General features: G+C 43.6%; 17 protein-coding genes. 10 read left to right on the top strand and 7 right to left on the bottom strand.

Features of this window, described 5'->3' with window-relative positions; translation table 11 throughout:
* Window positions 1-304 precede the first annotated feature (304 nt).
* On the top strand, window positions 305-1558 hold the full coding sequence (locus IRJ18_RS09790; RefSeq protein ID WP_194105995.1) for a TlpA family protein disulfide reductase: 1254 nt from the start codon (window positions 305-307) through the stop codon (window positions 1556-1558).
* Here IRJ18_RS09790 and IRJ18_RS09785 read toward each other — a convergent pair.
* The 4 genes from IRJ18_RS09785 to trpS all read right to left on the bottom strand — a co-directional run bounded on the left by IRJ18_RS09785 (window position 1555) and on the right by trpS (window position 4695).
* The gene (locus tag IRJ18_RS09785; RefSeq protein ID WP_194105994.1) at window positions 1555-2157 is read right to left on the bottom strand and encodes a hypothetical protein; all 603 of its coding nucleotides are present in this window, start codon (window positions 2155-2157) and stop codon (window positions 1555-1557) included. The genes IRJ18_RS09790 and IRJ18_RS09785 overlap by 4 nt on opposite strands.
* Window positions 2158-2163: 6 nt before the next feature.
* Window positions 2164-2892 (bottom strand): 3-deoxy-manno-octulosonate cytidylyltransferase, encoded by a 729-nt coding sequence (gene kdsB, locus IRJ18_RS09780; RefSeq protein WP_194105993.1) that lies wholly within the window; start codon window positions 2890-2892, stop codon window positions 2164-2166.
* Window positions 2893-2958: 66 nt separating this feature from the next.
* The gene (locus IRJ18_RS09775) at window positions 2959-3573 is read right to left on the bottom strand and encodes a deoxynucleoside kinase (protein ID WP_194105992.1); all 615 of its coding nucleotides are present in this window, start codon (window positions 3571-3573) and stop codon (window positions 2959-2961) included.
* A gap of 126 nt (window positions 3574-3699) precedes the next feature.
* Window positions 3700-4695, bottom strand: a complete 996-nt coding sequence (gene trpS, locus IRJ18_RS09770) for a tryptophan--tRNA ligase (RefSeq protein WP_194105991.1) — start codon at window positions 4693-4695, stop codon at window positions 3700-3702.
* A 112-nt stretch (window positions 4696-4807) separates the two neighbouring features.
* On the opposite strand from trpS, the gene IRJ18_RS09765 reads away from it, so the two are divergent.
* The 3 genes from IRJ18_RS09765 (at window position 4808) to IRJ18_RS09755 (ending at window position 6691) form a co-directional block, all read left to right on the top strand.
* The gene (locus IRJ18_RS09765; protein ID WP_194105990.1) at window positions 4808-5542 is read left to right on the top strand and encodes a lysophospholipid acyltransferase family protein; all 735 of its coding nucleotides are present in this window, start codon (window positions 4808-4810) and stop codon (window positions 5540-5542) included.
* Window positions 5539-5826, top strand: a complete 288-nt coding sequence (gene gatC, locus IRJ18_RS09760) for an Asp-tRNA(Asn)/Glu-tRNA(Gln) amidotransferase subunit GatC (RefSeq protein ID WP_194105989.1) — start codon at window positions 5539-5541, stop codon at window positions 5824-5826. Before IRJ18_RS09765 ends, gatC begins: the two co-directional genes overlap by 4 nt.
* A gap of 142 nt (window positions 5827-5968) precedes the next feature.
* Window positions 5969-6691 carry an ABC transporter ATP-binding protein gene (locus IRJ18_RS09755; RefSeq protein ID WP_194105988.1) on the top strand — a complete coding sequence of 241 codons (723 nt, stop codon included), beginning with the start codon at window positions 5969-5971 and terminating at the stop codon, window positions 6689-6691.
* A gap of 135 nt (window positions 6692-6826) precedes the next feature.
* On the opposite strand, the gene IRJ18_RS09750 is transcribed toward IRJ18_RS09755, so the two are convergent.
* Together IRJ18_RS09750 and IRJ18_RS09745 are read right to left on the bottom strand one after the other, a co-directional pair.
* Window positions 6827-7162 (bottom strand): hypothetical protein, encoded by a 336-nt coding sequence (locus IRJ18_RS09750; protein WP_194105987.1) that lies wholly within the window; start codon window positions 7160-7162, stop codon window positions 6827-6829.
* Between the two features lies 1 nt (window position 7163).
* Window positions 7164-9596 carry a penicillin acylase family protein gene (locus IRJ18_RS09745; protein ID WP_194105986.1) on the bottom strand — a complete coding sequence of 811 codons (2433 nt, stop codon included), beginning with the start codon at window positions 9594-9596 and terminating at the stop codon, window positions 7164-7166.
* A gap of 142 nt (window positions 9597-9738) precedes the next feature.
* Here IRJ18_RS09745 and IRJ18_RS09740 point away from each other — a divergent pair, with 142 nt between their 5' ends.
* From IRJ18_RS09740 to glgB, 6 genes are all read left to right on the top strand, one after another.
* The gene (locus IRJ18_RS09740; RefSeq protein ID WP_194105985.1) at window positions 9739-10074 is read left to right on the top strand and encodes a hypothetical protein; all 336 of its coding nucleotides are present in this window, start codon (window positions 9739-9741) and stop codon (window positions 10072-10074) included.
* A gap of 27 nt (window positions 10075-10101) precedes the next feature.
* On the top strand, window positions 10102-10752 hold the full coding sequence (pgmB, locus tag IRJ18_RS09735; protein WP_194105984.1) for a beta-phosphoglucomutase: 651 nt from the start codon (window positions 10102-10104) through the stop codon (window positions 10750-10752).
* A 307-nt stretch (window positions 10753-11059) separates the two neighbouring features.
* Window positions 11060-13357: a glycoside hydrolase family 65 protein gene (locus IRJ18_RS09730; RefSeq protein ID WP_194105983.1), complete on the top strand. Its 2298-nt coding sequence runs from the start codon at window positions 11060-11062 to the stop codon at window positions 13355-13357.
* A 126-nt stretch (window positions 13358-13483) separates the two neighbouring features.
* Window positions 13484-15199 (top strand): alpha-amylase family glycosyl hydrolase, encoded by a 1716-nt coding sequence (locus IRJ18_RS09725; protein WP_194105982.1) that lies wholly within the window; start codon window positions 13484-13486, stop codon window positions 15197-15199.
* A gap of 317 nt (window positions 15200-15516) precedes the next feature.
* Window positions 15517-17967 (top strand): glycoside hydrolase family 31 protein, encoded by a 2451-nt coding sequence (locus tag IRJ18_RS09720; RefSeq protein WP_194105981.1) that lies wholly within the window; start codon window positions 15517-15519, stop codon window positions 17965-17967.
* A gap of 425 nt (window positions 17968-18392) precedes the next feature.
* Complete coding sequence (gene glgB, locus IRJ18_RS09715) at window positions 18393-20297, top strand: 1,4-alpha-glucan branching protein GlgB (RefSeq protein WP_228072804.1); 1905 nt, start codon at window positions 18393-18395, stop codon at window positions 20295-20297.
* 29 nt (window positions 20298-20326) lie between these two features.
* Here the strand turns inward: glgB and IRJ18_RS09710 are convergent, their stop codons facing one another.
* Entirely contained in the window at window positions 20327-21823 is a 1497-nt protein-coding gene (locus IRJ18_RS09710) for a malate:quinone oxidoreductase (RefSeq protein ID WP_194106697.1), read from the bottom strand.
* Between the last annotated feature and the right edge of the window lie 39 nt (window positions 21824-21862).

Below are 21862 nucleotides of genomic sequence, written 5' to 3'. Positions count from 1 at the left end.
TGTGTACGGGATACAAAGGTAACAAAAAATGCGGGATGTGGGACTGTGAATTTTAATTGTTGAAAAGTTGAATATTCATTTGGTATTCAATATACAGAATGTAAAACTAATTATTTAGTTTTATGGATTAATTATGAATATGGGCCGTATTGCATCTTTTTCAATACTTATTTTGATTTGTATTAGTAGCTTTTGTTGCCTGGCGCAACAGCAAATAAATTTATGGTGCTTTGTTAATTTAAAGCAGCAGGCGGGAATAACCGTTTTTAAAAACTCAACTGCCGATACTGTAAAAATATCAGGTATGTTTTTTAACTGGCTGCCTTACCAGGAAAGCAGTATCAGCTTAACTATTGCTCCGGGTAGGGCAGACAGCATTAGTTTATCATACAGCTACCCCGATTTTATATTTGTTGATAACCAATTAGGTATATTGAATGGCCCGGGCGGGCATGTGGTGTGCGATATTAAAACCACTAATTTTAGAAACGCGCAAATTATGTTTAAAGGCAGTTTTGCTTTAGAGAATAAATATTATCTGGCGTATTACCAGTATTTAGGTAACACTGATAACGAGAGCCGACCATATTATAACGCAGGTGAAAAACTAAACGATTTCAACAGATTCCCCGCAATTGCCGATTCAATCACCCAAATAAGATTGAATTTTTTAGAAAAATATGTTGAACCGGTATCGCAGTGGTTTAAAAAGCACGAATACCAACGCCTGGTGTATAACGGTAATATGCGTAAATATAATGTGCTGATTGATAAAGAATTTCATACGGGCAAAGCATTTCTTGTAAGGCCCGATTATTACAGCTTTGAAAAGCAAATAAAGCTGATTAATAAGGACATGATCCTTAATACATCGTACGTGTGGGCAACCGATTTTTACCTGAACAGGTTATCAAAGCAAGTCATCAAAAAAGTGCCTGATGCAATGCTGTATGTAATTGATAGTCTTTGTAAAAACACGCTCGAGAGTGATGTGCTGAAAATGCGCCGCCTGGGAGTGATTTATACCAGTTCAAAAGCCAAATACGATATTATTTACAAGTCGGTTAGTTTTGTTAATCAAGGTAACCGGATACATAACAACGATTTAATACAGGCTAAGCTTGGTTTACCGAAGGTAGGGGCAAGGGTACCTGCTGTAACCCTAACAGATATTAACGGCAAGCAGGTATCGCTAAGCGATTATGCCGGTAAACCTATAATTATAAACTTTTGGGCTATTTGGTGCGCACCCTGTATTGGAGAATTCCCTAAGGAGAATAAAATATATCAGCAATATAAAAACCGAGGATTGGTGATGATCAATATCTGTATTGATTCGGATCGCGAACGCTGGCAGCAAATAAGCAAGCGCGCTAACCTGCAAATGATCAACCTGTTTGCCGATGCAGAAAACTATAAAGTCATAAAAGCAAAATTTAACATTGGCGCTATACCCCGCGGCATTGCTATTGACCGCAATTTTAAAGTAGTGGATAATTATTTACCACGGGCAAATTTATTATCAGTACAGGAAATAGAAGCCCTAATTAAGAATTAATAAGCATCATCCTTTTTTGCCTCGGTCTTCTCTTCGCTCAATAATTTACCTGTATTGTATAAATGCACCAGGTTTTGGATAAAGTTAAAATTGAACTTATTCTCGGCCATATATTTTTCGTATACATTCGGCTTGTCCTTAATCATTTCTGCAAAATCGTTTTTACGTTCATCACGACTTTTTCCTGCAAACAACGCGTTAGTTTTTAATTCTGTCGCCCTATCCGACCCTTTCCCTATATACCACGTTGTAGTTGAGCTTGCCCCACCATACATGCTATAATGTGTATTTACGATTTGGTACAAACTTATTGGGCCGTTTTCAATAACATCAATAAATTTTGGCTTTTTTTTATTTCCAATATATACAGCTCTTACCAGGTTATCATCTTTGGCAATATAATATCCTTTAATTGAATCTGTATTAAGGTATTTCGCAGTGTCACCAGGCAATGTATACTGAAGTGAGCTTAAAAACGGGCGTTTAATTTTGCAAATAAGTGTATCCCCTTTATTAGTAATAATGTAGTCGGACTTTTTTTGTGCGTAAGTCATTAAGCTTAAAAGCATAGCGAAGGTGAACAGAACTTGTATTTTCATATCAGTTTAAAATTTCAGTTTCTCCAAGTCTTCCGGCACATCTACCGCATGGCTTTCCATATCGGTTAACGCTACTTTTATTCGGTAGCCGTTTTCAACCCAGCGCAATTGCTCCAGGCTTTCGGCTTTTTCTAACGACGATACCGGCAATTGCGTTATTTGCTGCAGCACGTCGCTTTTGTAGCCATAAATACCAATGTGTTTGTAATAGGTGTTATGATAAAGCCAATGCTGGGGCTCCTGGCCGCGCACATGGGGGATGGGGGAGCGTGAAAAATAAATGGCTTCGCTGTTGGTGTTGATGATCACCTTTGGCGTAGCAAAGTTATAAAGTTCGTCGGTGCTGTGTATTTGTTTGATAAGGGTCGCTAATTGTGTTCCTGCTTCTTTAAAACAGCCAGCTACTTTGGTAATTTGTTCGGGGTCAATAAAAGGTTCATCGCCTTGTATGTTTATGACGACATCATATTCAGGATGCAGTCGCGCCACTTCAGCGCAACGGTCAGTACCGCTGGGATGGGCGTCGGCAGTCATTACGGCCTTACCGCCAAAAGCTATCACGTGATCAAATATCCGCTGGTCATCGGTGGCTACAAAAACATCGGCCAGGGCGTCGCATTTTTTTGCCTGTTCGTACACCCGCTGTATCATGCTTTTGCCGCCAATATCAATCAATGGCTTCCCTGGAAACCGGGTAGATGCGTAACGTGCGGGGATAATACCGAGGACTTTCATTAAGTTATACGTTTGACGTTTTAAGTTATACGTTTTCAAAATGCCTTGGAGGGACGTAAAACGTTCTTAGAAAAGCCCGTTTATCTCCCGTTCAATCAACTGAATAATGCTTCCCAGATCCTCCGTGTTATTGGCAAAATCAAGGTTGTCTTTATCAAGTATTAATAGTTTACCCAGGTCATAGCCCTTTATCCACTTATCGTATTTCTCGTTCAGTTTTGAAAGATAATCTATACGGATACCAATCTCATACTCGCGGCCGCGGCGCTGTATATTGTTCACCAGCGTAGGTACCGATGCTTTAAGATAGATCAGCAGATCGGGCGGTTTAATGAACGAGGTGATGTTATCGAATATGGCACGGTAATTATCGTAATCCCGGCTGGTCATCAGGCCCATATCGTGCAGGTTTTCAGCAAAAATAAAAGCGTCCTCGTAAATGGTACGGTCCTGCAATATATTGCGGTTGTTCTTCTGTATGTCAACTATCTGCTGAAAACGGCTATTCAGGAAATATATCTGCAGGTTAAAGCTCCAGCGTTTCATATCGCTGTAAAAATCCTCTAAGTAAGGGTTGTTATCAACAGCTTCATATAAAGGTTCCCAACCGTAATTTTTAGCCAGCAGTTCGGTAAGTGTCGTTTTCCCTGCGCCTATGTTTCCTACAATAGCAATATGCATGTGATAATTTAATATTTAGTCTTGATCAGAATTTTTACAATTTACAGAATTCACAGAATTATAAAAGCGTTTTATGAAAATTCTGAAAATCATTTAATCTGTAAATCCTGGTTCAGACAATTATGGTCAAAAACTCCTGAAGCCTATAATTTCACGCACTTCCTTAATGGTACGCGCTGCACTCTCGCGGGCCTTAATAGCACCATGACGGGCTACCTGGCGCAGGTAAGGGGCGTCGGCGGCTATGTCGTTTATCTTTTCGCGTATAGGCGCAGTAGCTATGATCATATCCTCGGCCAGTTGTTTTTTCAAATCGCCGTAGCGTATTTGCATGGTATTGTACAGGTTATCAAAATGCGCCAGCGTATCGGGGGTTGATACCACTTTCATCAAATCGAACAAGTTTTGTATTTCTACCGGTTTTTCCTGGTTTTCGGTAGTCGGGCCGCTATCGGTAACGGCGCGCATTACTTTTTTGCGGATAGCTTCAGGGGTATCGGATAAGTAAACAGCATTGCCTTCACCTTCCGATTTTCCCATTTTTCCCTTGCCATCTAATCCAGGTATCTTTACCAGGCTTTCGCCGAAGGTAAAGGCATAAGGTTCGGGGAAGTATTCGTTATTGTATAAGCGGTTAAAACGGTTACCAAAGGTGCGGGCCATTTCCAGGTGTTGTTCCTGGTCTTTACCCACAGGTACTTTTGTAGCCTTGTGTATTAGTATATCTGCCGCCATCAAAACTGGGTAGGTTAATAAGCCGGCGTTTACATTATCTGGGTTGGCGCGTACTTTATCTTTAAATGATGTGCTGCGTTCCAATTCGCCCATGTAGGCGTTCATGTTCATATACAGGTATAGTTCGGCAATTTCAGGAACATCGCTCTGTATATAAATAGTGGCTTTTTCGGGGTCGATACCCGCAGCCAGGTACTCCACCAAAACATGTTTCACGTTACCGTGTAGGTTGGCAGGGGTAGGGTGCGTAGTTAACGAATGCAGGTCGGCTATAAAAAAATAGCAATTGTATTCATGCTGCATTTTTACGAAGTTTTGAATAGCCCCGTAGTAATTGCCTAAATGTAAATTTCCGGTCGACCGGATACCACTAACAACAGTTTCCATAATGTGGCGAAAGTAAGGAATTTTTATATTTTTGGTAACGATGAAAATGATATTAAAACAGGGAAGCGTGCATTTTTACGTTAATAGGAGGCATTGTAATCATTGATGATCTATGTCGAAAGCGCTGCGTAAACTGCACCATATATTGTTGGTAGCGAGCCTGGGTTTGTTTTTCTTCCTGTTTTGGCCGCCATTAAAATACTTTTCGCTGAAGCCCAGCCGCTATTATGGTATGATATGGCTGCGCAAATGGTGGGCGTTTTTAAGTTCGGCAGTGGTCGGAATATTTTATCGTTTTCAATTTGAAGCGCCTATTGATTGGAACCGTACTTACCTCATATGCCCTAATCATGCTTCAAACCTGGATATTTCAGCCATGAGCATATTATTGGGCCACACCAATTGCTGCTTTATGGGGAAAGAGGATTTATTGGAAGGTATGTTTACTGGTATTTATTTCCGTACGGTCGACTTACCGGTTAATCGCGATAGTAAAATATCATCATTCAAAGCTTTTAAAAAAGCAGGGGAACGCCTGGAGCACGGTACAAACATGATCCTTTTCCCGGAAGGTGGCATAGCCGATACTTATCCACCCACAATTAATGAATTTAAAAGCGGCGCATTTAGATTGGCCATTGAGTTGAAAATTCCGATCATTCCTGTAACTTCGCTGAATACCTGGAAGGTTCTTTGGGACGATGGCGCCAAATATGGCAGTCGACCGGGGATATGTGATGTGTATGTGCATAAGCCTATTGAAACGGCGCATTTAACCATGGATGATGCCGAAGCGCTGAAAGACCAGGTATATGGTTTGATAAAAGAAAAATTTGAGTCTGCATGAAGATAGATCAGGATACCGTTGATAAAATAGCCCATTTGGCGAGGCTGGAACTATCGGCCGATGAGAAAACCGAAACTATACAGGATATGAACCGTATCCTTGATTTTATGGACAAGTTGAACGAAGTGGATACATCGGCCGTGGAGCCTTTGGTGTATATGAATGCCGACGTAAACGTGCAACGTGAGGACATAGTGAAACAGGAGATAACCCACGAAGAAGCCCTGTTAAACGCCCCTGAGAAGGATGATAGCTTCTTCCATGTAGCAAAGGTGATAGGTTAATGTGCAGATATGCAAATGTGTGTATGTGCAAATGAATCCATCTTTCTACAATTTGCACATCTGCAGATACGCACATTTGCACATTTATTTCATTTCGCTGTAACATTTCATACCTTACCACTGTCAAAGCAACAAAAACTGCATGGAGCCATTAATTACCATTAAAGATATCGGGCGTAAATATGTGATCGGGGCGGAAGTAATTCACGCGCTGAAATCTGTTTCATTAACTATCAATAAAGGTGAATTTGTGGCGCTGATGGGTCCATCGGGCTCAGGTAAATCAACCCTAATGAATATTTTGGGGTGCCTGGACACACCAACTAAGGGTTCGTACATACTAAATGGTATCGACGTTAGCCACATGAGTGACAACCAATTGGCCGAAGTGCGTAATTCAGAGATTGGCTTCGTTTTCCAAACCTTTAACCTGCTTCCGCGCAATACCGCTTTAGATAATGTGGCATTGCCATTAATATATTCAGGGACCAGCAAGGCCGACAGGCAAAACCGTGCTGAAAATGCTTTAAAGAATGTGGGTTTGGGTAACCGTATGGATCACAAACCTAACGAACTTTCGGGTGGTCAGCGCCAGCGTGTGGCTGTGGCACGTGCTTTAATAAACAACCCATCTATTATCCTGGCCGATGAGCCTACAGGTAACTTAGATACCAAAACATCCATTGAAATTATGGGCCTGATGGAGGATATCCACGCTAAAGGCAACACCATCATCCTGGTAACGCACGAAGAAGATATTGCCCAGCACGCCCATCGCATCGTCCGCATGCGCGATGGTTTAATAGAGAACGACTATCAAAATCCTGATATACATACCGTGAAAAGGGATGCAGCTACGCTGTAGCTTGATACCTCTCTCTTAAGTCATCATGTCATTTCGAACCGTAGGGAGAAATCTTATACGGGTGATGGTACTTATTGCATGTATAAGATTTCTCCTTGTTCCTCGTTCGAAATGACAGGCTTTTACAGCTTACTCTTACTTCTCAAACACCCGCTTCACATACACTCCGGACATAGCGCACATACCGCCGACCAAACCACCAATCAAGGCTGTTAAAATAAGTAGCACGGGCCAGCCTGGTAAATGGAAAAGCACTGCTACGCGACTGGCCAGCACGTGGTTATTGGGGACGCTTTTAAACAATGCCAGCACCACCCAAACAATAAATACCGCGAAGAAACCCGACAGAAACGCCCGCCCTGGTTCTTTACCTGCATACAATGCTGCTACAAAAGCAATAATTGCCGCCGCCCACCACGGGGTTATAAATCCGGCAGTTAATGATAGGATAAGTATAATAAGGAATAACATGTTATTTACTAATTAAGGTGATTGTTGATTTGATACGTGGTGACTGTTCATTGACAGATTGCAGGAAAAGCAATGGCTTCAACTGACCGGCCTGCCAGGTTTTAAGCATATCATCATAATATAAACTGCCAGGATTGCCCGATTCGCCACCGGGGAATATACCGTAGCCTTGCACTTTGGGCCCCATTTGCACCACCATGCGCCATGACGGGCCGTGCCCATCGTGCAGGGCATTTACTACCGAACCGGCACCACCTGCCACAAACTTACCCGCGCCAAATCCATCAAGATTAGCCAGGTGATTGATGTGAGTTGACTTTACACGCCCCCATGCCCATGCTGGACCCGGTTTGCCATATTTTTTTGTCAGCTCATCAATAGCAGCGCTGAACGATCGGTTTACAATATCCGCACAGGTTTCTATAATTGGGGTTTTAGGATTATCGAACCATTTAGATTGCGGCTCTTTCAGTAGCAACTTTATCGTCCTATCGTGTGATGGCTTCATCAGTTCCTCATCCTTGCCAAACTTATTATTCCACACCATGCCGTAAAACTTCAGCCACCAGGTATTAACAATGGTTGCGCCCTGCTCGTTGGCATCAAAACGTTTATTCCATTTTTTTACTATTTCCAAAACTTGTTGCTGTGTTTCGTCCAGTTTAGTAGGGTCAATATAGCTTAGTAATGCCGGCAAAACATCCTGTGAACGTATGCTGTAAGTATCGGTTTGCAAAACGCGCATACTATCTATAGTGGCGTTCTTCATGGCAGCCAGCCGGTCATTAATGCGTTTGGCGCGCTCGTAAGGTGCAAAGCTCCAGTTCAGATAATAAGGATAGGTTTGGTCGGTCGATGATTGATTGGCCGAACTTAAATACCCGCGTTCAGGATTCTTAGCGGTAGGATTTTGGTCAGTGGGGATCCAACCCTGCCAGTCATTAGCCGGGTCGCTGCCATCTAAAATGTATTTGCCCTGGTCTTTATATTTCAATGGGAACTTTCCGTTTACGGTAATAGCAATATCCTTATCCGCAGAAGCGAAAATAAAATTTTGTGCCGGGGCCGTATAATAACTTAAAGCTTCCCGGTAATCGTCATAGTTCTTAGCACGGTTGAGCAGGTAAAAGGCCAATATATCCTGTGATTTATCATGCGCTATCCAGCGGGCAGCCGCGCTCACCGGGATATCCGCCCGCGATTTTGGCCTAACGCCCGCATTCTCATAAACTACCGGTCCATGGTGCGTATAAATTACTGTATCAACTACCGGCGATTTGTGTAATACGTTAATGGTTTCTACACGTTTGGTGGTTTTGTTCCATTTGTTATTGTACCAGTATTCGCTATGACTGCTATCCTTAAACTTAATATTGTAAAAATCAAGTACATCGGTAGCCACATTGGTTTCGCCCCAGGCAATGTGGTTATTGTAGCCAATAATTACACACGGTGTCCCCGGGATGGAAACGCCCATGGTATTAATGCCTGGTGCCGTTAATTGTATTTGATACCAGATAGACGGGAAAGTAAGGTTCAGGTGTGGGTCGTTAGCCAGGATAGGGTAGCCACTGGCGGTTTTGCTGCCAGCAATTGCCCAGTTATTACTGCCAAGGCCTTCTACTTTTTCCCTATGTTTAACAGGTTCCAGCATTGAAGCTAAAAAATCAGCCGATGGTTTAGGCAGGGGCAAAGCCTTAAAATTCCATTTAGTACCTGCAGGAATAATCGGGTCTTCGCGCATGGGATAATCGGGAAACAGATCGTTAGTAGCTGTCGGGCCAAATTTTTTCAGTACAGCCGTCATGGCAGGGGCATCGGTACTACCGGCCAACGTTTCCGACATTAGCTTTAACAGCAATGCGCAGTTAATAGGCTTCCAGTCTTCAGGTTCGTAATCCAGTAGTTTAAATTCAATTGGGTAATCGCGCTTCCAAAGCTGGTGTATGTAGGTGTTAATGCCTTCGGTATAGGCGTTTACCATCACGCTCACCCGTGGATCTTTCATCATTTCATTCAGCGAATTTTCGGCTCCGTACACCATGCCCATACGGCGATGGTAACGGTCGATATCCAGTGCTTTTGCCCCAACAATTTCCGACAATCTGCCCGATGCACTTCGGGTTTGAATATCCATTTGCCATAGGCGGTCGCTGGCGGTGACGTAGCCCTGGGCATAGTAAAGGTCGTGCTCGTTTTCGGCAAAAATATGGGGTACCATGTTCTCATCATACCGGATGGTTACTTTGCCCTTCAGGCCTTTCAGTTTTAAAGTTTTTTCCTTGATGATATGCTTGCTGTCGGCATTTTGCCAGAAGCCGGTAGCGGGGTTCAGAAATACGGCTATAGATGGGATATCGCCCCATTTTATTTCAACTGCCAATATCAGTACAATGGTGAAAAACACCGAGATTAAAGCCTTTGCGACCTTCATTTTTTGCGAATAGTTTAAGTAAGCAAGTTATACAATGCTATTGAAAACTTAAAATTATAACAGCGCTGTTACCGTGGTATGATAAAATGATGACGGTAATGCCAAATAGCTTCCCTAAATTTAAACATCTTATCTATTTACTATGAAACGCTATGCTCTCCTTATTTTGTTAGCCACATTGGCTGGGTGTAAACACCATATGCTCATCAACCGGTCGGCAGTAAGGATGATCAAGGTAGTACGTTACCGCGATGAGGCCGATTCCATCACGCTGAATTACACCGATCCTATTAAAATAAGGCATATTGCCAACGCGGTGAACACCGATAAAAAAGAGCCGATAGACTTTGAAACAAACTGCACCCTGCACGTTATTTATGCCGACAGTACTGCCACGTTTTTGTGCCATGGCTCGGCGATAAAGTATAAGGGGACAACTTATCGTATAAACGAGAGTATTGAAGAGGTGTTGAATTGATTTTGTTCGTACTTTCGCCCCATTCATATGAACGATATAAAAGCCTGCATATTTGACCTGGACGGTGTTATAGTTGACACTGCCGTATACCACTATAAAGCCTGGAAGCAACTGGCTAACAGCCTTGGGTTTGATTTTACCGAACACGATAACGAACAGCTAAAAGGCGTGAGCCGGACGCGATCGCTGGAGATTATTTTGGCGTTGGGCGGTGTAACTAAAACCGAAGCCGAGAAAGAACAACTGGCCGCGCAAAAGAACAAATGGTATGTGGAAATGATAAGCCATATGCGCCCCGATGAAATTTTGCCAGGCGCTAAACAATTTGTGCAAGCCTGCCGCGATGCCGGGATAAAAACAGCTTTAGGTTCGGCCAGTAAAAACTCGATGATGATACTGGATAAAATTGGCATGACCAGTTTGTTCGACGCTATTGTTGACGGCAATAAAGTAAGCGCCGCCAAACCCGACCCGGAAGTATTCCTGAAAGGCGCTGAGGAATTAGGCGTGCAACCCGCCGACTGCGTGGTGTTTGAAGATGCCATTGCCGGCGTGCAAGCCGCTAAAGCCGGTGGCATGAAAGCCGTAGGCATAGGTTCGCCCGATGTTTTGAAACAGGCTGATATGGTTTTAAGCGGGCTGAGTGAGATGAATTTGGATTTGCTAAACAAGCTTTAATTTGATTATTGGTCATTTGGTGTTAAATTTTTCTTTAAAACAAGCGTGTAATATTTTCAATAACCTGTTGTTTAACAGGTTATTGTTGTTTTAAGTCGGGTTAAAAAGTTTAAAAAATAAAGTCGATGCGACTAAACTCTTCTGAAAGCCTGAAATGCTTTGCATCTTTACGGTGAACGAATTGTAAAAATTTAATAAACCACGCGTCATTGCGAGCGATAGCGTGGCAATCCCATACGCAAAGTGGCTCTGTATGTCGGGGATTGCCACGTCGCTACGCTCCTCGCAATGACGGTTATAGAATAAAATGAAAGACTACATTAAAATTGACGAGTGGAAGATCATTGAAGAAGGCTTTGATCCGCATGTACATAAAATATCTGAGAGCATTTTTAGCCTGGGCAACGGTCGTATGGGTCAGCGGGCCAACTTTGAGGAAGCCTATAGTGGCGAAACCCTGCAGGGCAACTATGTAGCCGGTGTTTACTATCCGGACAAAACCCGCGTAGGCTGGTGGAAGAACGGCTACCCTGAATATTTTGCCAAGGTGCTGAATGCCGCTAATTGGGTTGGAATTGATATTCAGTTAGATGGCGAGCAACTGGACTTGGCTAAATGCGAAGTAACCATCTTTCGCCGCGAGCTGAACATGAAAGAAGGCTATCTGAAACGCAATTTTACCGCCAAAACGGCCTCGGGTAAACAGGTAGAAGTAGAAGCCATTCGTTTTTGCAGTATGGCCGATGATGAAACCGGCGCTATTAAATACAGTGTAAAATCAATTACTTTCAATGGCGAAATCACCATTACACCATCAATAGATGGCGATGTTAAAAATCAGGATTCCAATTACGATGAAAAGTTTTGGGATGAGGTAAGCAAAGAGGCGCGGCAAGATGGCGGCTGCGTGCAGATGCGTACTAAAAAAACCGGGTTTGAGGTAGCTACGGGTATGAAATTTCAAATAGTAGGTGGTGAAGTAAGCAGTGAACCCATTATCAAAGAAAAATATATTGCTTCGGTTGTAAAGACCCAGATGAAAGCCGGGCAAACCGTAACCATTTATAAATACGCGGCTAACTTATCGTCTCAAAATCACCCCACAGAACAGCTATCCACTTTAACTTACGCCATGCTGGATAAAGTTGCAGCCAAAGGTTTCGACACCATGCTGGCCGAACAAGTCGCGGCCTGGGCTAAAAAGTGGGAGCACAACGATATTATTATCGATGGCGATGTTTCAGCGCAACAGGCCATACGCTTTAATATATTCCAGCTCAACCAAACCTATACAGGAGAGGATGATCGACTGAACATCGGCCCCAAAGGGTTTACCGGCGAAAAATACGGCGGTTCAACTTATTGGGATACCGAAGCCTATTGTGTGCCGTTCTACCTCTCAACTGCCGAACAGCGTGTTACCCGTAACCTGTTGTTGTATCGCTATAAGCAATTGGGTAAGGCTATTGAGAACGCTAAACTTTTGGGCTTTGATAATGGCGCGGCTTTATACCCCATGGTTACCATGGATGGTACCGAATGTCATAACGAATGGGAAATTACATTCGAGGAAATCCACCGCAACGGGGCTATCGCTTTTGCTATTTTTAATTATGTACGTTATACAGGCGACGAAGCTTACCTGGCCGACTACGGACTGGAAGTATTGCTGGCTATCGCGCGTTTTTGGTCGCAGCGGGTTACCTGGTCTGACGATAAGCAGCAATATGTAATGCTGGGTGTAACCGGGCCGAACGAATACGAGAACAACGTAAATAACAACTGGTACACCAGCACCTTAGCCGTTTGGTGTATGCAATATGCGCTGGAAGTTGCCGATAAAGTTAAAGCAACCGATAAAACCAAATATGATGCGTTGGTTGCAAAGATTAGTTTTGATGCAGATAAAGAAGGCGCCGGGTTTAAGGATATTATCGCAAAGATGTATTATCCGTACGATGAAAAGCAACAGATATTTTTACAACAGGACGGTTACCTCGATAAAGAACAAATCCTTGTAAAAGATTTGTCAGCCAGTCAGCGCCCCATCAATCAAAAATGGAGCTGGGACAGGATATTGCGCTCATGCTATATTAAGCAGGCCGACGTGTTACAAGGCATCTACTTTTTTGAAGACAGGTATGACATAGATACCATCCGCCGCAATTTTGATTATTACGAGCCGCGTACGGTGCACGAATCGTCATTATCGCCTTGCGTGCACGCCATTTTAGCTGCCAAACTGGGCGATGAAAAACGTGCTTATGAATTTTACCTGCGCACATCGCGCCTTGATTTGGACGATTACAACAACGATACGGAAGACGGCTGTCACATCACCTCAATGGCCGGCACGTGGATGTCGGTTGTGGAGGGCTTTGGTGGCATGCGTGTACGCGATGGCAAATTGTCGTTCAACCCGTTCCTACCTGAGAAATGGAATTCGTTCTCATTCAATGTTGGGTTTAGGGGAACCACCATTAAAGTTACCGTAAGTAAAGAAGGAGTGAGGGTGAAGAATTTGTCGGGCGGAGATATAAGTATTATGGTTTATCAAAAAGAATATAACATATTTGCCGGTCAGGATCAACTCCTTAAACCATAAACAACCCGTCATTGCGAGGAACGAAGCAATCTCCGAACTATCTATGGTATCTTAGAAGTCGACCTGCTGATTTTGAGATTGCTTCGTTCCTCGCAATGACGTGGAGTTAATAAAAAGTATAATTACATGTCTACGTCCATCCCCGATCATAAATTAGTTATATATCAACTACTGCCACGCGTGTTTGGTAATACCAATACCACCAATAAATTCTACGGCTCTGTTGAAGAGAATGGTGTTGGTAAGTTTAACGATATTACCGATAAGGCCTTGCAGGAGATCCGCTTGCTGGGCATAACCCATGTTTGGTACACCGGCGTAATAGAACACGCCACCATGACTGATTATGCTGCTTTTGGTATTCCTAACGATGATCCGGATGTGATAAAGGGCCGAGCAGGTTCGCCTTATGCTATAAAAGATTATTACGATGTTGACCCCGATTTAGCTGTTGATGTTAAAAACCGCATGGCCGAGTTTGAAGCTTTGATAAAACGCACACAGGATAATGGCTTAAATGTATTGATCGACTTTGTGCCCAACCACGTGGCACGGTGTTACGGCTCGGATGTAAAGCCTGATGGCGTATTCGATTTTGGTGAAAAAGATGATGTGACCAAAGCTTTCTATCCGCAGAACGATTTTTATTATATCCCCGGCCAATCTTTTGTTGTGCCGCCAGGCTACAATCCTGGCGGGGATGAATTTAAACACCCACTGAAAGACGGGCACTATGAAGAAAGTCCCGCCCGCGCTACCGGTAACGATGTTTTTAGCGCTTCGCCGTCTATTAACGATTGGTTTGAGACCGTAAAACTAAACTACGGGGTTGATTATCTGAACGGTTGGAAAACATACTTTGAACCTATTCCTTCCGTATGGAATAAAATGTATGATATTTTGTATTTCTGGGCATCTAAAGGCATTGACGGGTTCCGTTGTGATATGGTGGAACATGTGCCCATGGAGTTTTGGGGATGGGTAATAAGTAGGCTGAAAGAAAAGTTTCCGGGCTTGGTATTTATTGGTGAGGCTTACGATGTAAGGGAATACAATAATTATATTTTTAATGGGAAGTTTGATTACCTCTACGATAAATCTGGTTTGTACGATGCTGTGTATAAACTAACCAGGAACGAGGGCACCGTTTGGGATATTAATAAAGTATGGAATTATGATACCCGGGGCGTAGACGAGCATATGCTGCGCTTTATGGAAAATCATGATGAATTACGCATTGCTTCTGCCGGCTTTGCAGGTGATCCCTGGCTGGCTGTACCGGGAATGATCGTAACAACAAGTTTGTCCGTTGGTCCTGTAATGATCTATTCTGGCCAGGAGGTTGGTGAAGCAGCCGATGGTAGCGAGGGCTTTAGTAGTAACGATGGCCGTACCACTATATTTGATTATTGGGGCGTACCCTCGCTGCAAAAATGGGTAAACAACGGCAAATATGATGGCGGCGAATTGGACGGCGGTCAGCAGGCGCTGCGGTTCTTCTACCATAAATTGTTACTGGCCGCACGCGAGAATGAGGCTATTCGTATTGGTGATTTTTATGAACTGATGCTGGCTAACCAGCACGATAGCGGCTTTGATGATAAAGTTTATGCCTACCTGCGCTATACCGGTAAGCAAAAAATATTAATTGTAGTAAACTTTAACCGCAATCAGCGCCAGTTGAACGTAAAACTTCCTATGGATCTGCGTGAGCGCTTGGGTATCAGCGGGCCGGTTAATTTTACCGATATACTAAGTGATGTTAAATTCAGCACAAATGATATCGCCAACGGGCTTGATATGAACCTCCCAGCTACCAGTGGAGTGATGCTGAGTTTTTAAATTCGTAGAGACAGATGATTATCTGTCTCTCTGCTTGGTTAAGTGTCTACGCTTATGTGAAAATTAAGCAGGATAATTAAAACGGCACGCTTGAATTGGCATATGTTTCTCCCAATGACGATCTATCAATTTGTCATCTTTTTAATTTAAGCCCATATATTTTATCAAATTAATATTTGTTAATAATTAACAGTACTTTTTAGTAAATGATGGCGCGTTTATTGAACAAATATTGTTTATTAGCAGTTAAAATTATTGATTAAAGCCCGCGTGTATATTGCTCAGTAGTAAATAAAAGCGCACATTTTGCCCATTTTATGGAAGATAAAGTACTAAATCCAGATATAATTATTCCTTTAGAAGAAGAAACGGAGGGTTTTCGCCACCTTAATAATCCGGCCGATGGCATAAAACCTATTGTGAAAAAATACCTCGGTATTCCCAATCATGTAGAACAAACGGGTAATAAATTCTACTTTACCGATGGTGAAGCTAAAGTGGAGGCCATTGTAGTCACTAACGAAATAATTCGGATAAGGGTAGCGCCACACGGCGTTTTTTTAGAAGATTTTTCTTATGGCGTGCCCAAAGCCGAGGCTATTCCTTCAGAATATAAATTATTTGAAGATGCTGCCGAATACCGCATAACTACGCCAAGCATCAATTGTCATATCAATAAAACAAATTTCTTTATATCGTTTTCCGATACTGACAACAACATTACCAGCGTTGATGCTGTGCCAATGCATTGGGAAGAGAATATCCAATTTGGTGGTTACTATGTTTTTGGTACTAAAGTTTGCCACACTAACGAAACCTTTTTTGGCCTTGGCGATAAGCCGACCGAACTTAACCTGCGCGGCAAGCGCTTCACTAACTGGAATACTGACGCTTATTCATTCGCCTGGGGGCAAGACCCCCTTTATCGCACTATTCCGTTTTATGTAAGTGTGAACGAAGGAATAGCGCATGGGATATTTTTTGATAATACCTTTAAATCGCACTTTGATTTTGGGGCGGAAGATGTCACCAAAACCAGTTTTTGGGCCGATGGGGGCGAGCTGCAATATTATTATATCCACGGTCCGCACATGATGGATGTGGTGAAGCGTTACCATATACTTACGGGTACACATCCTATGCCGCCAATGTGGGCGTTGGGTTATCACCAGTGCCGCTGGAGCTATTACCCCGAATCAAAAGTGCGTGCTATAACCAAAGGTTTCCGTGAACGAAAAATACCCTGCGATGGTATTTACCTGGATATCGACTATATGGACGGCTACCGCTGCTTTACGTGGAACAATAAATACTTCCCAAATCCAAAGCAAATGATAGCCGACCTGGCTGCCGATGGTTTTAAAACTGTCGTGATCATCGACCCGGGTATCCGTGTGGATGACTCTTATTCTGTTTTTAAAGAGGGGAAAGAAAACCGTTACTTCTGTCGCCGAAGCGATGATTATTTTATGGAAGGCCACGTATGGCCGGGCCGCTGCCAGTTCCCTGATTTTACCAACCCCGAGGTACGTACCTGGTGGGGCGGTTTGTTTGATGAACTGGTGCAATTAGGCGTAGCCGGTGTATGGAATGATATGAACGAGCCGGCAGTTTTTGGCGCGGGCACTTTCCCCGACGATGTGCGTCACCAGTACGAAGGCTATCGCGGGTCGCACCGTAAGGCGCATAATGTATACGGTATGCAGATGGTACGCGCCACGTATGAAGGTCTGCGTAAGCTGATGAAGAATAAACGTCCGTTTACCATTACCCGGGCAGGTTATTCAGGCTTACAGCGTTACGCTTCGGTTTGGACGGGTGATAATGTGGCCAGCTGGGAACATTTGAAACTGGGGAATATCCAGTGCCAGCGCTTATCTATGTCGGGTGTGCCGTTTTGCGGTACCGATATAGGCGGCTTTAGCGGCGAACCCGATGGCGAACTGTTTACCCGTTGGATACAGTTAGGCACTTTCTCGCCGTTTATGCGTGCGCACAGTGCAGGTGATACCAAAGAACGTGAGCCATGGAGCTTTGGCGAACCTTACACAGCTATTAATCGTAAGTTTATTGAATTGCGTTACCGTCTGTTACCCTATATGTATTCCGCATTTTGGGAGCATCACCGTTACGGGTTTCCTATACTGCGCCCGGTGGTAATGCAGGAGCAGGACGTGCAATCGAACCACTTCCGCCAGGACGAATTTACGTATGGCGATAAGATATTAGTTTGTCCGGTACTGGAACCCGGTATTGCCAGCCGCACTGTTTATCTGCCGAAAGGCAAATGGTACAACTTCTGGACTAACGAAGTTATTGAAGGCGGACAGGAAGTACAGGTTGCCACGCCGTTAGATACCATTCCTATTTTTGTAAAGGCAGGGTCGGTGATCCCCGAGCACCCGCTGCAGCAATATGTAGGTGAACTTGAAATTGAAGAGGTGAAATTGAATATCTATTACAGTGATTTTGAAGCTAATTCATTCCTGTTTGAAGATTATGGCGAAACCTTTGCTTACGAGCAGGATATTTACCTGGAGAAGAAATTTATCGTAAGCGGCGACACCACCGCATTAACCATTCAGCAAAGCCTGGAAGGTTTATATACCCCACGGTACGAGAATTATGCTTTCTCTATAGTTGGCCTGCCTTTTAAGCCGGCTAACATCATGATTGATAATAAGTGGGTAACTAATTTTACTTTCAATAATAGCAAGCTGGAATTCAGGTATCCTAAAAACTTTAAGCAGATTAAGATCATGAAATAAGGGTAATCCTACAAATCATCAATGTCATTTCGACCAACGGGAGAAATCTTTTACGCAAAGCAATTCATGCAGAAGATTTCTCCTCGTACCTCGTTCGAAATGACATTTTTGTTTTTATTCCTTAACCGCATCTTAATCAAACAAGCTTCTTCAATATCCGTTAATAAAAGTATATTTGAGAAGATGATCGCGTTTGCCTCATCGCCTGAAAATTATCTACGCCTTCCGGGCATTTTACTATGGCAAAAAAAAACATTATTCCAGCTACCGACTTACCTGCCGATAAACCTGTAAGTGTAAAGAAAACTGCACAAGCAACTAAAACCGCTAAGGTTTCAGCGGATTTATCCGCTGAAACATCCACTCCTAAAAAAGCAACTGCGAAAAAGGCCGCAACTAAAACGGTGGAAACAAACGCAGCCCCAATGCCCGAGGTTTACAGCCGTTTTACCGACTTTGATATCGCGCTTTTTAAATCGGGTAAGCATTATAAGTTGTACGAGAAGCTGGGGTCGCATGTAGTGGAGTTTAAAGGTGTAGTGGGTACTTATTTTGCTGTGTGGGCGCCAAACGCGCAAACGGTATCGGTAATAGCTAATTTCAACGGCTGGAACAAAACCTCTACGCCACTATTTCCACGCTGGGATGGTTCAGGCATTTGGGAATGTTTTGTACCCAATGTTGGTGTTGGCGAAACTTATAAATATTACATTAAATCATCTACAGGCGAAGATCTGGAAAAAGCCGACCCGTTTGCACTACGCTGGGAAGTGCCGCCTTCTACCGCCTCAATTGTAGCGGATACTTACTACGAGTGGAAAGACCAGGACTGGATGGCTACCCGGTTAGATCATAATGGTATCAACAAACCCTATTCGGTGTATGAAGTACATTTTGGTTCGTGGGCACGTAATGTTGAAAGTCCGGATGAGTTTTATACTTATACTCAAATGGCTGAAAGGCTGGTGCCTTATGTAAAGGAAATGGGCTTTACCCATGTGGAGTTAATGCCCATAATGGAGCACCCATATTATCCAAGCTGGGGTTATCAGATCAGTGGCTTCTTTGCCGCGGCTTCGCGTTACGGCACGCCGCAGGAGCTGATGTTTTTAATAGAAGAGTTTCACAAAGCGGGAATAGGGGTAATATTGGATTGGGTCCCTTCACATTTTCCCGGTGACGCGCATGCCCTTTATAAATTTGACGGTACCCATTTGTATGAGCATGCCGATGTACGCAAAGGGTTTCATCCTGATTGGAAATCGTATATTTTTAATTATGGGCGTAATGAAGTCAGGGCTTTCCTCATCAGCAATGCGCTATTTTGGCTGGACAGATACCACGCTGATGGCTTGCGTGTTGATGCTGTGGCATCAATGCTGTATCTGGATTACTCACGTAACCAGGGTGAATGGGAGCCTAACCAGTACGGGGGAAACGAAAATCTGGAGGCTATTTCTTTCCTTAAAGAATTTAACGAAGCGGTTTATAGTCATTTCCCAGATGTACAAACCATTGCCGAAGAATCTACCTCGTTCACCGGGGTTAGTCGCCCGGTATATGCAGGCGGTTTAGGTTTTGGTATGAAATGGATGATGGGGTGGATGCACGATACGATCAAATATTTTAGCGAAGATCCTATCAATCGCAAATATCACCATAACATAATTACATTTAGCCTGATATACGCTTTCACCGAGAATTTCATGCTGCCTTTCTCGCATGATGAAGTGGTTTATGGTAAAGGTTCAATGCTGCGAAAAATGCCGGGAGATGAATGGCAGCAGTTTGCCAACCTGCGTTTAATGTATGGCTATATGTTCTCGCACCCAGGCACTAAATTATTGTTTATGGGCGCTGAATTTGGACAAGGTGATGAATGGAACTTTCAGCATTCCCTGCAATGGCATTTGCTGCAATATCCTAACCATTTAGGCATACAGCAGACAATAAAAGAGCTGAACAAACTATACCGCAGCGAACCAGCCCTCTATGAACTTGGTTTTGAACACACCGGATTTGAATGGCTTGATGGGGGTAACGCTAACGATTCGGTATTGGTGTACCTGCGCAAAGGTAAAAACCCTGAAGATGATATCCTGGTAGTATTAAATATGACGCCGGTAGTGCGCAATGGTCAGCGTACCGGGGTTCCCACCCGGGGCAATTGGGCGCAAATATTTAATAGCGACGATAAAAAATACTGGGGCAGCGGCGTAAATAACGACGGGGTATTTAAATCTGAACCCGAACCATGGCATGGGAAGGAACAATCTATTGTGATCACGTTGCCGCCTTTAAGTGTGGTGATGTTTAAGAGACAGCGGTAAGATATCGGGATGACTGATAAACAGAACGTTTACACTAACCCCAAAGCCTTACTCGTCCTATCCCTTACTTCCCTGCTTAATGCGGCATCCTTAGCTAGGGACTGCCCGTAAGATGGGATCATGGCTTTTAGCTTGTCCTGCCATTCGGGGGTTTTTGCCTGGGCTTTAAAGCAGCGCTCAATCAGCTGGATCATGATAGGCACAGAGGTTGACGCACCTGGTGAGGCACCTAACAGGGCTGCTATGCTGCCATCGGCCGCAGTTACTACTTCGGTACCAAATTCAAGTACGCCGCCGCGTTTAGGGTCGGCTTTAATTACCTGCACCCGCTGACCGGCAATCTCCAGTTCCCAATCTTCTTTTCTGGCTTCAGGATAGTAATCCCGTAAGGATTTTAAACGATCATCCTGCGATTGCATTACCTCGCTGATCAGGTAACGGGTAAGCGGTATGTTATCTATACCCGCCGCCATAAGCGGGCGGAGGTTGTTTAACTTGATAGAACCAAACAAGTCCCACAACGACCCGCGTTTAAGGAAACGGGTAGAAAAACCTGCATATGGGCCAAAAAGGAGTGAGCGTTTGCCATTAATATTACGGGTATCCAAATGCGGTACCGACATTGGCGGCGAACCGACAGATGCTTTGCCGTATACTTTGGCCTGGTGTTGTTTAATAATTTCGGGGTTGTTGCAAACCAACCATTGGCCGCTTACCGGAAAACCACCAAAGCCTTTGCTTTCCGGTATGCCCGATTTTTGCAGCAGGGGCAATGCACCGCCGCCAGCACCAACAAAAACAAATTTAGCAGTTACTTTATGCTTGCCGCCGCCCACTTTATCTTTTACGGTTACCTGCCAGCCGCCCTTGCAGCGCTTAACATTAGTAACATCGTGATTAAGGTGAACGTTAAAGTCTGATTTGTTTTGTGCAGCGGTAAGCAGGTCTTTTGTAAGCGCACCGAAGTTAACATCGGTGCCGATATCCATTTTATTGGCCGATACCTTCTCGTCCGGATTGCGGCCATGCATTACCAAAGGCATCCAACTGTTTAACACAGCCGGATCTTCAGAGTATTGCATGTCGCTAAAAAAGTGGTTTTTACTTAGTGCCTCGTAACGTTTTTTTAGGTACGATACATTCTCATCACCCCAAACAAAGCTTATATGGGGGACGGTAGTGATGAATGTTTTAGGATCTTTAATATATTGCTGATCAATAAGGTAAGCCCAAAACTGTTTAGATATCTCAAACTGATCGGCAATTTTTATGGCTTTACTGATATCAACAGAACCATCGGGTAACTGAGGTGTATAATTTAACTCGCAAAAAGCAGAGTGGCCGGTACCGGCATTGTTCATCGCGTCGGAACTTTCGGCAGCCATTACTTCAAGCCTTTCAAAAAGTTCAATTTTCAGGTCGGGTTGTAACTCTTTCAGCATAAACCCAAGTGTGGCGCTCATAATGCCTGCACCAATTAAAATAACATCAACCTCTGTATTTTGACTGCTCATTTTATTATATATCGTGGCAATTGCACGTGTAGGGTATACAAAATTACGGTT

The sequence above is a fragment of the Mucilaginibacter boryungensis genome, assembly GCF_015221995.1.
Lineage (GTDB): Bacteria > Bacteroidota > Bacteroidia > Sphingobacteriales > Sphingobacteriaceae > Mucilaginibacter > Mucilaginibacter boryungensis.
Note: the sequence above shows the minus strand (reverse complement) of the source record. Positions and strands in the feature narration are given on the sequence as shown.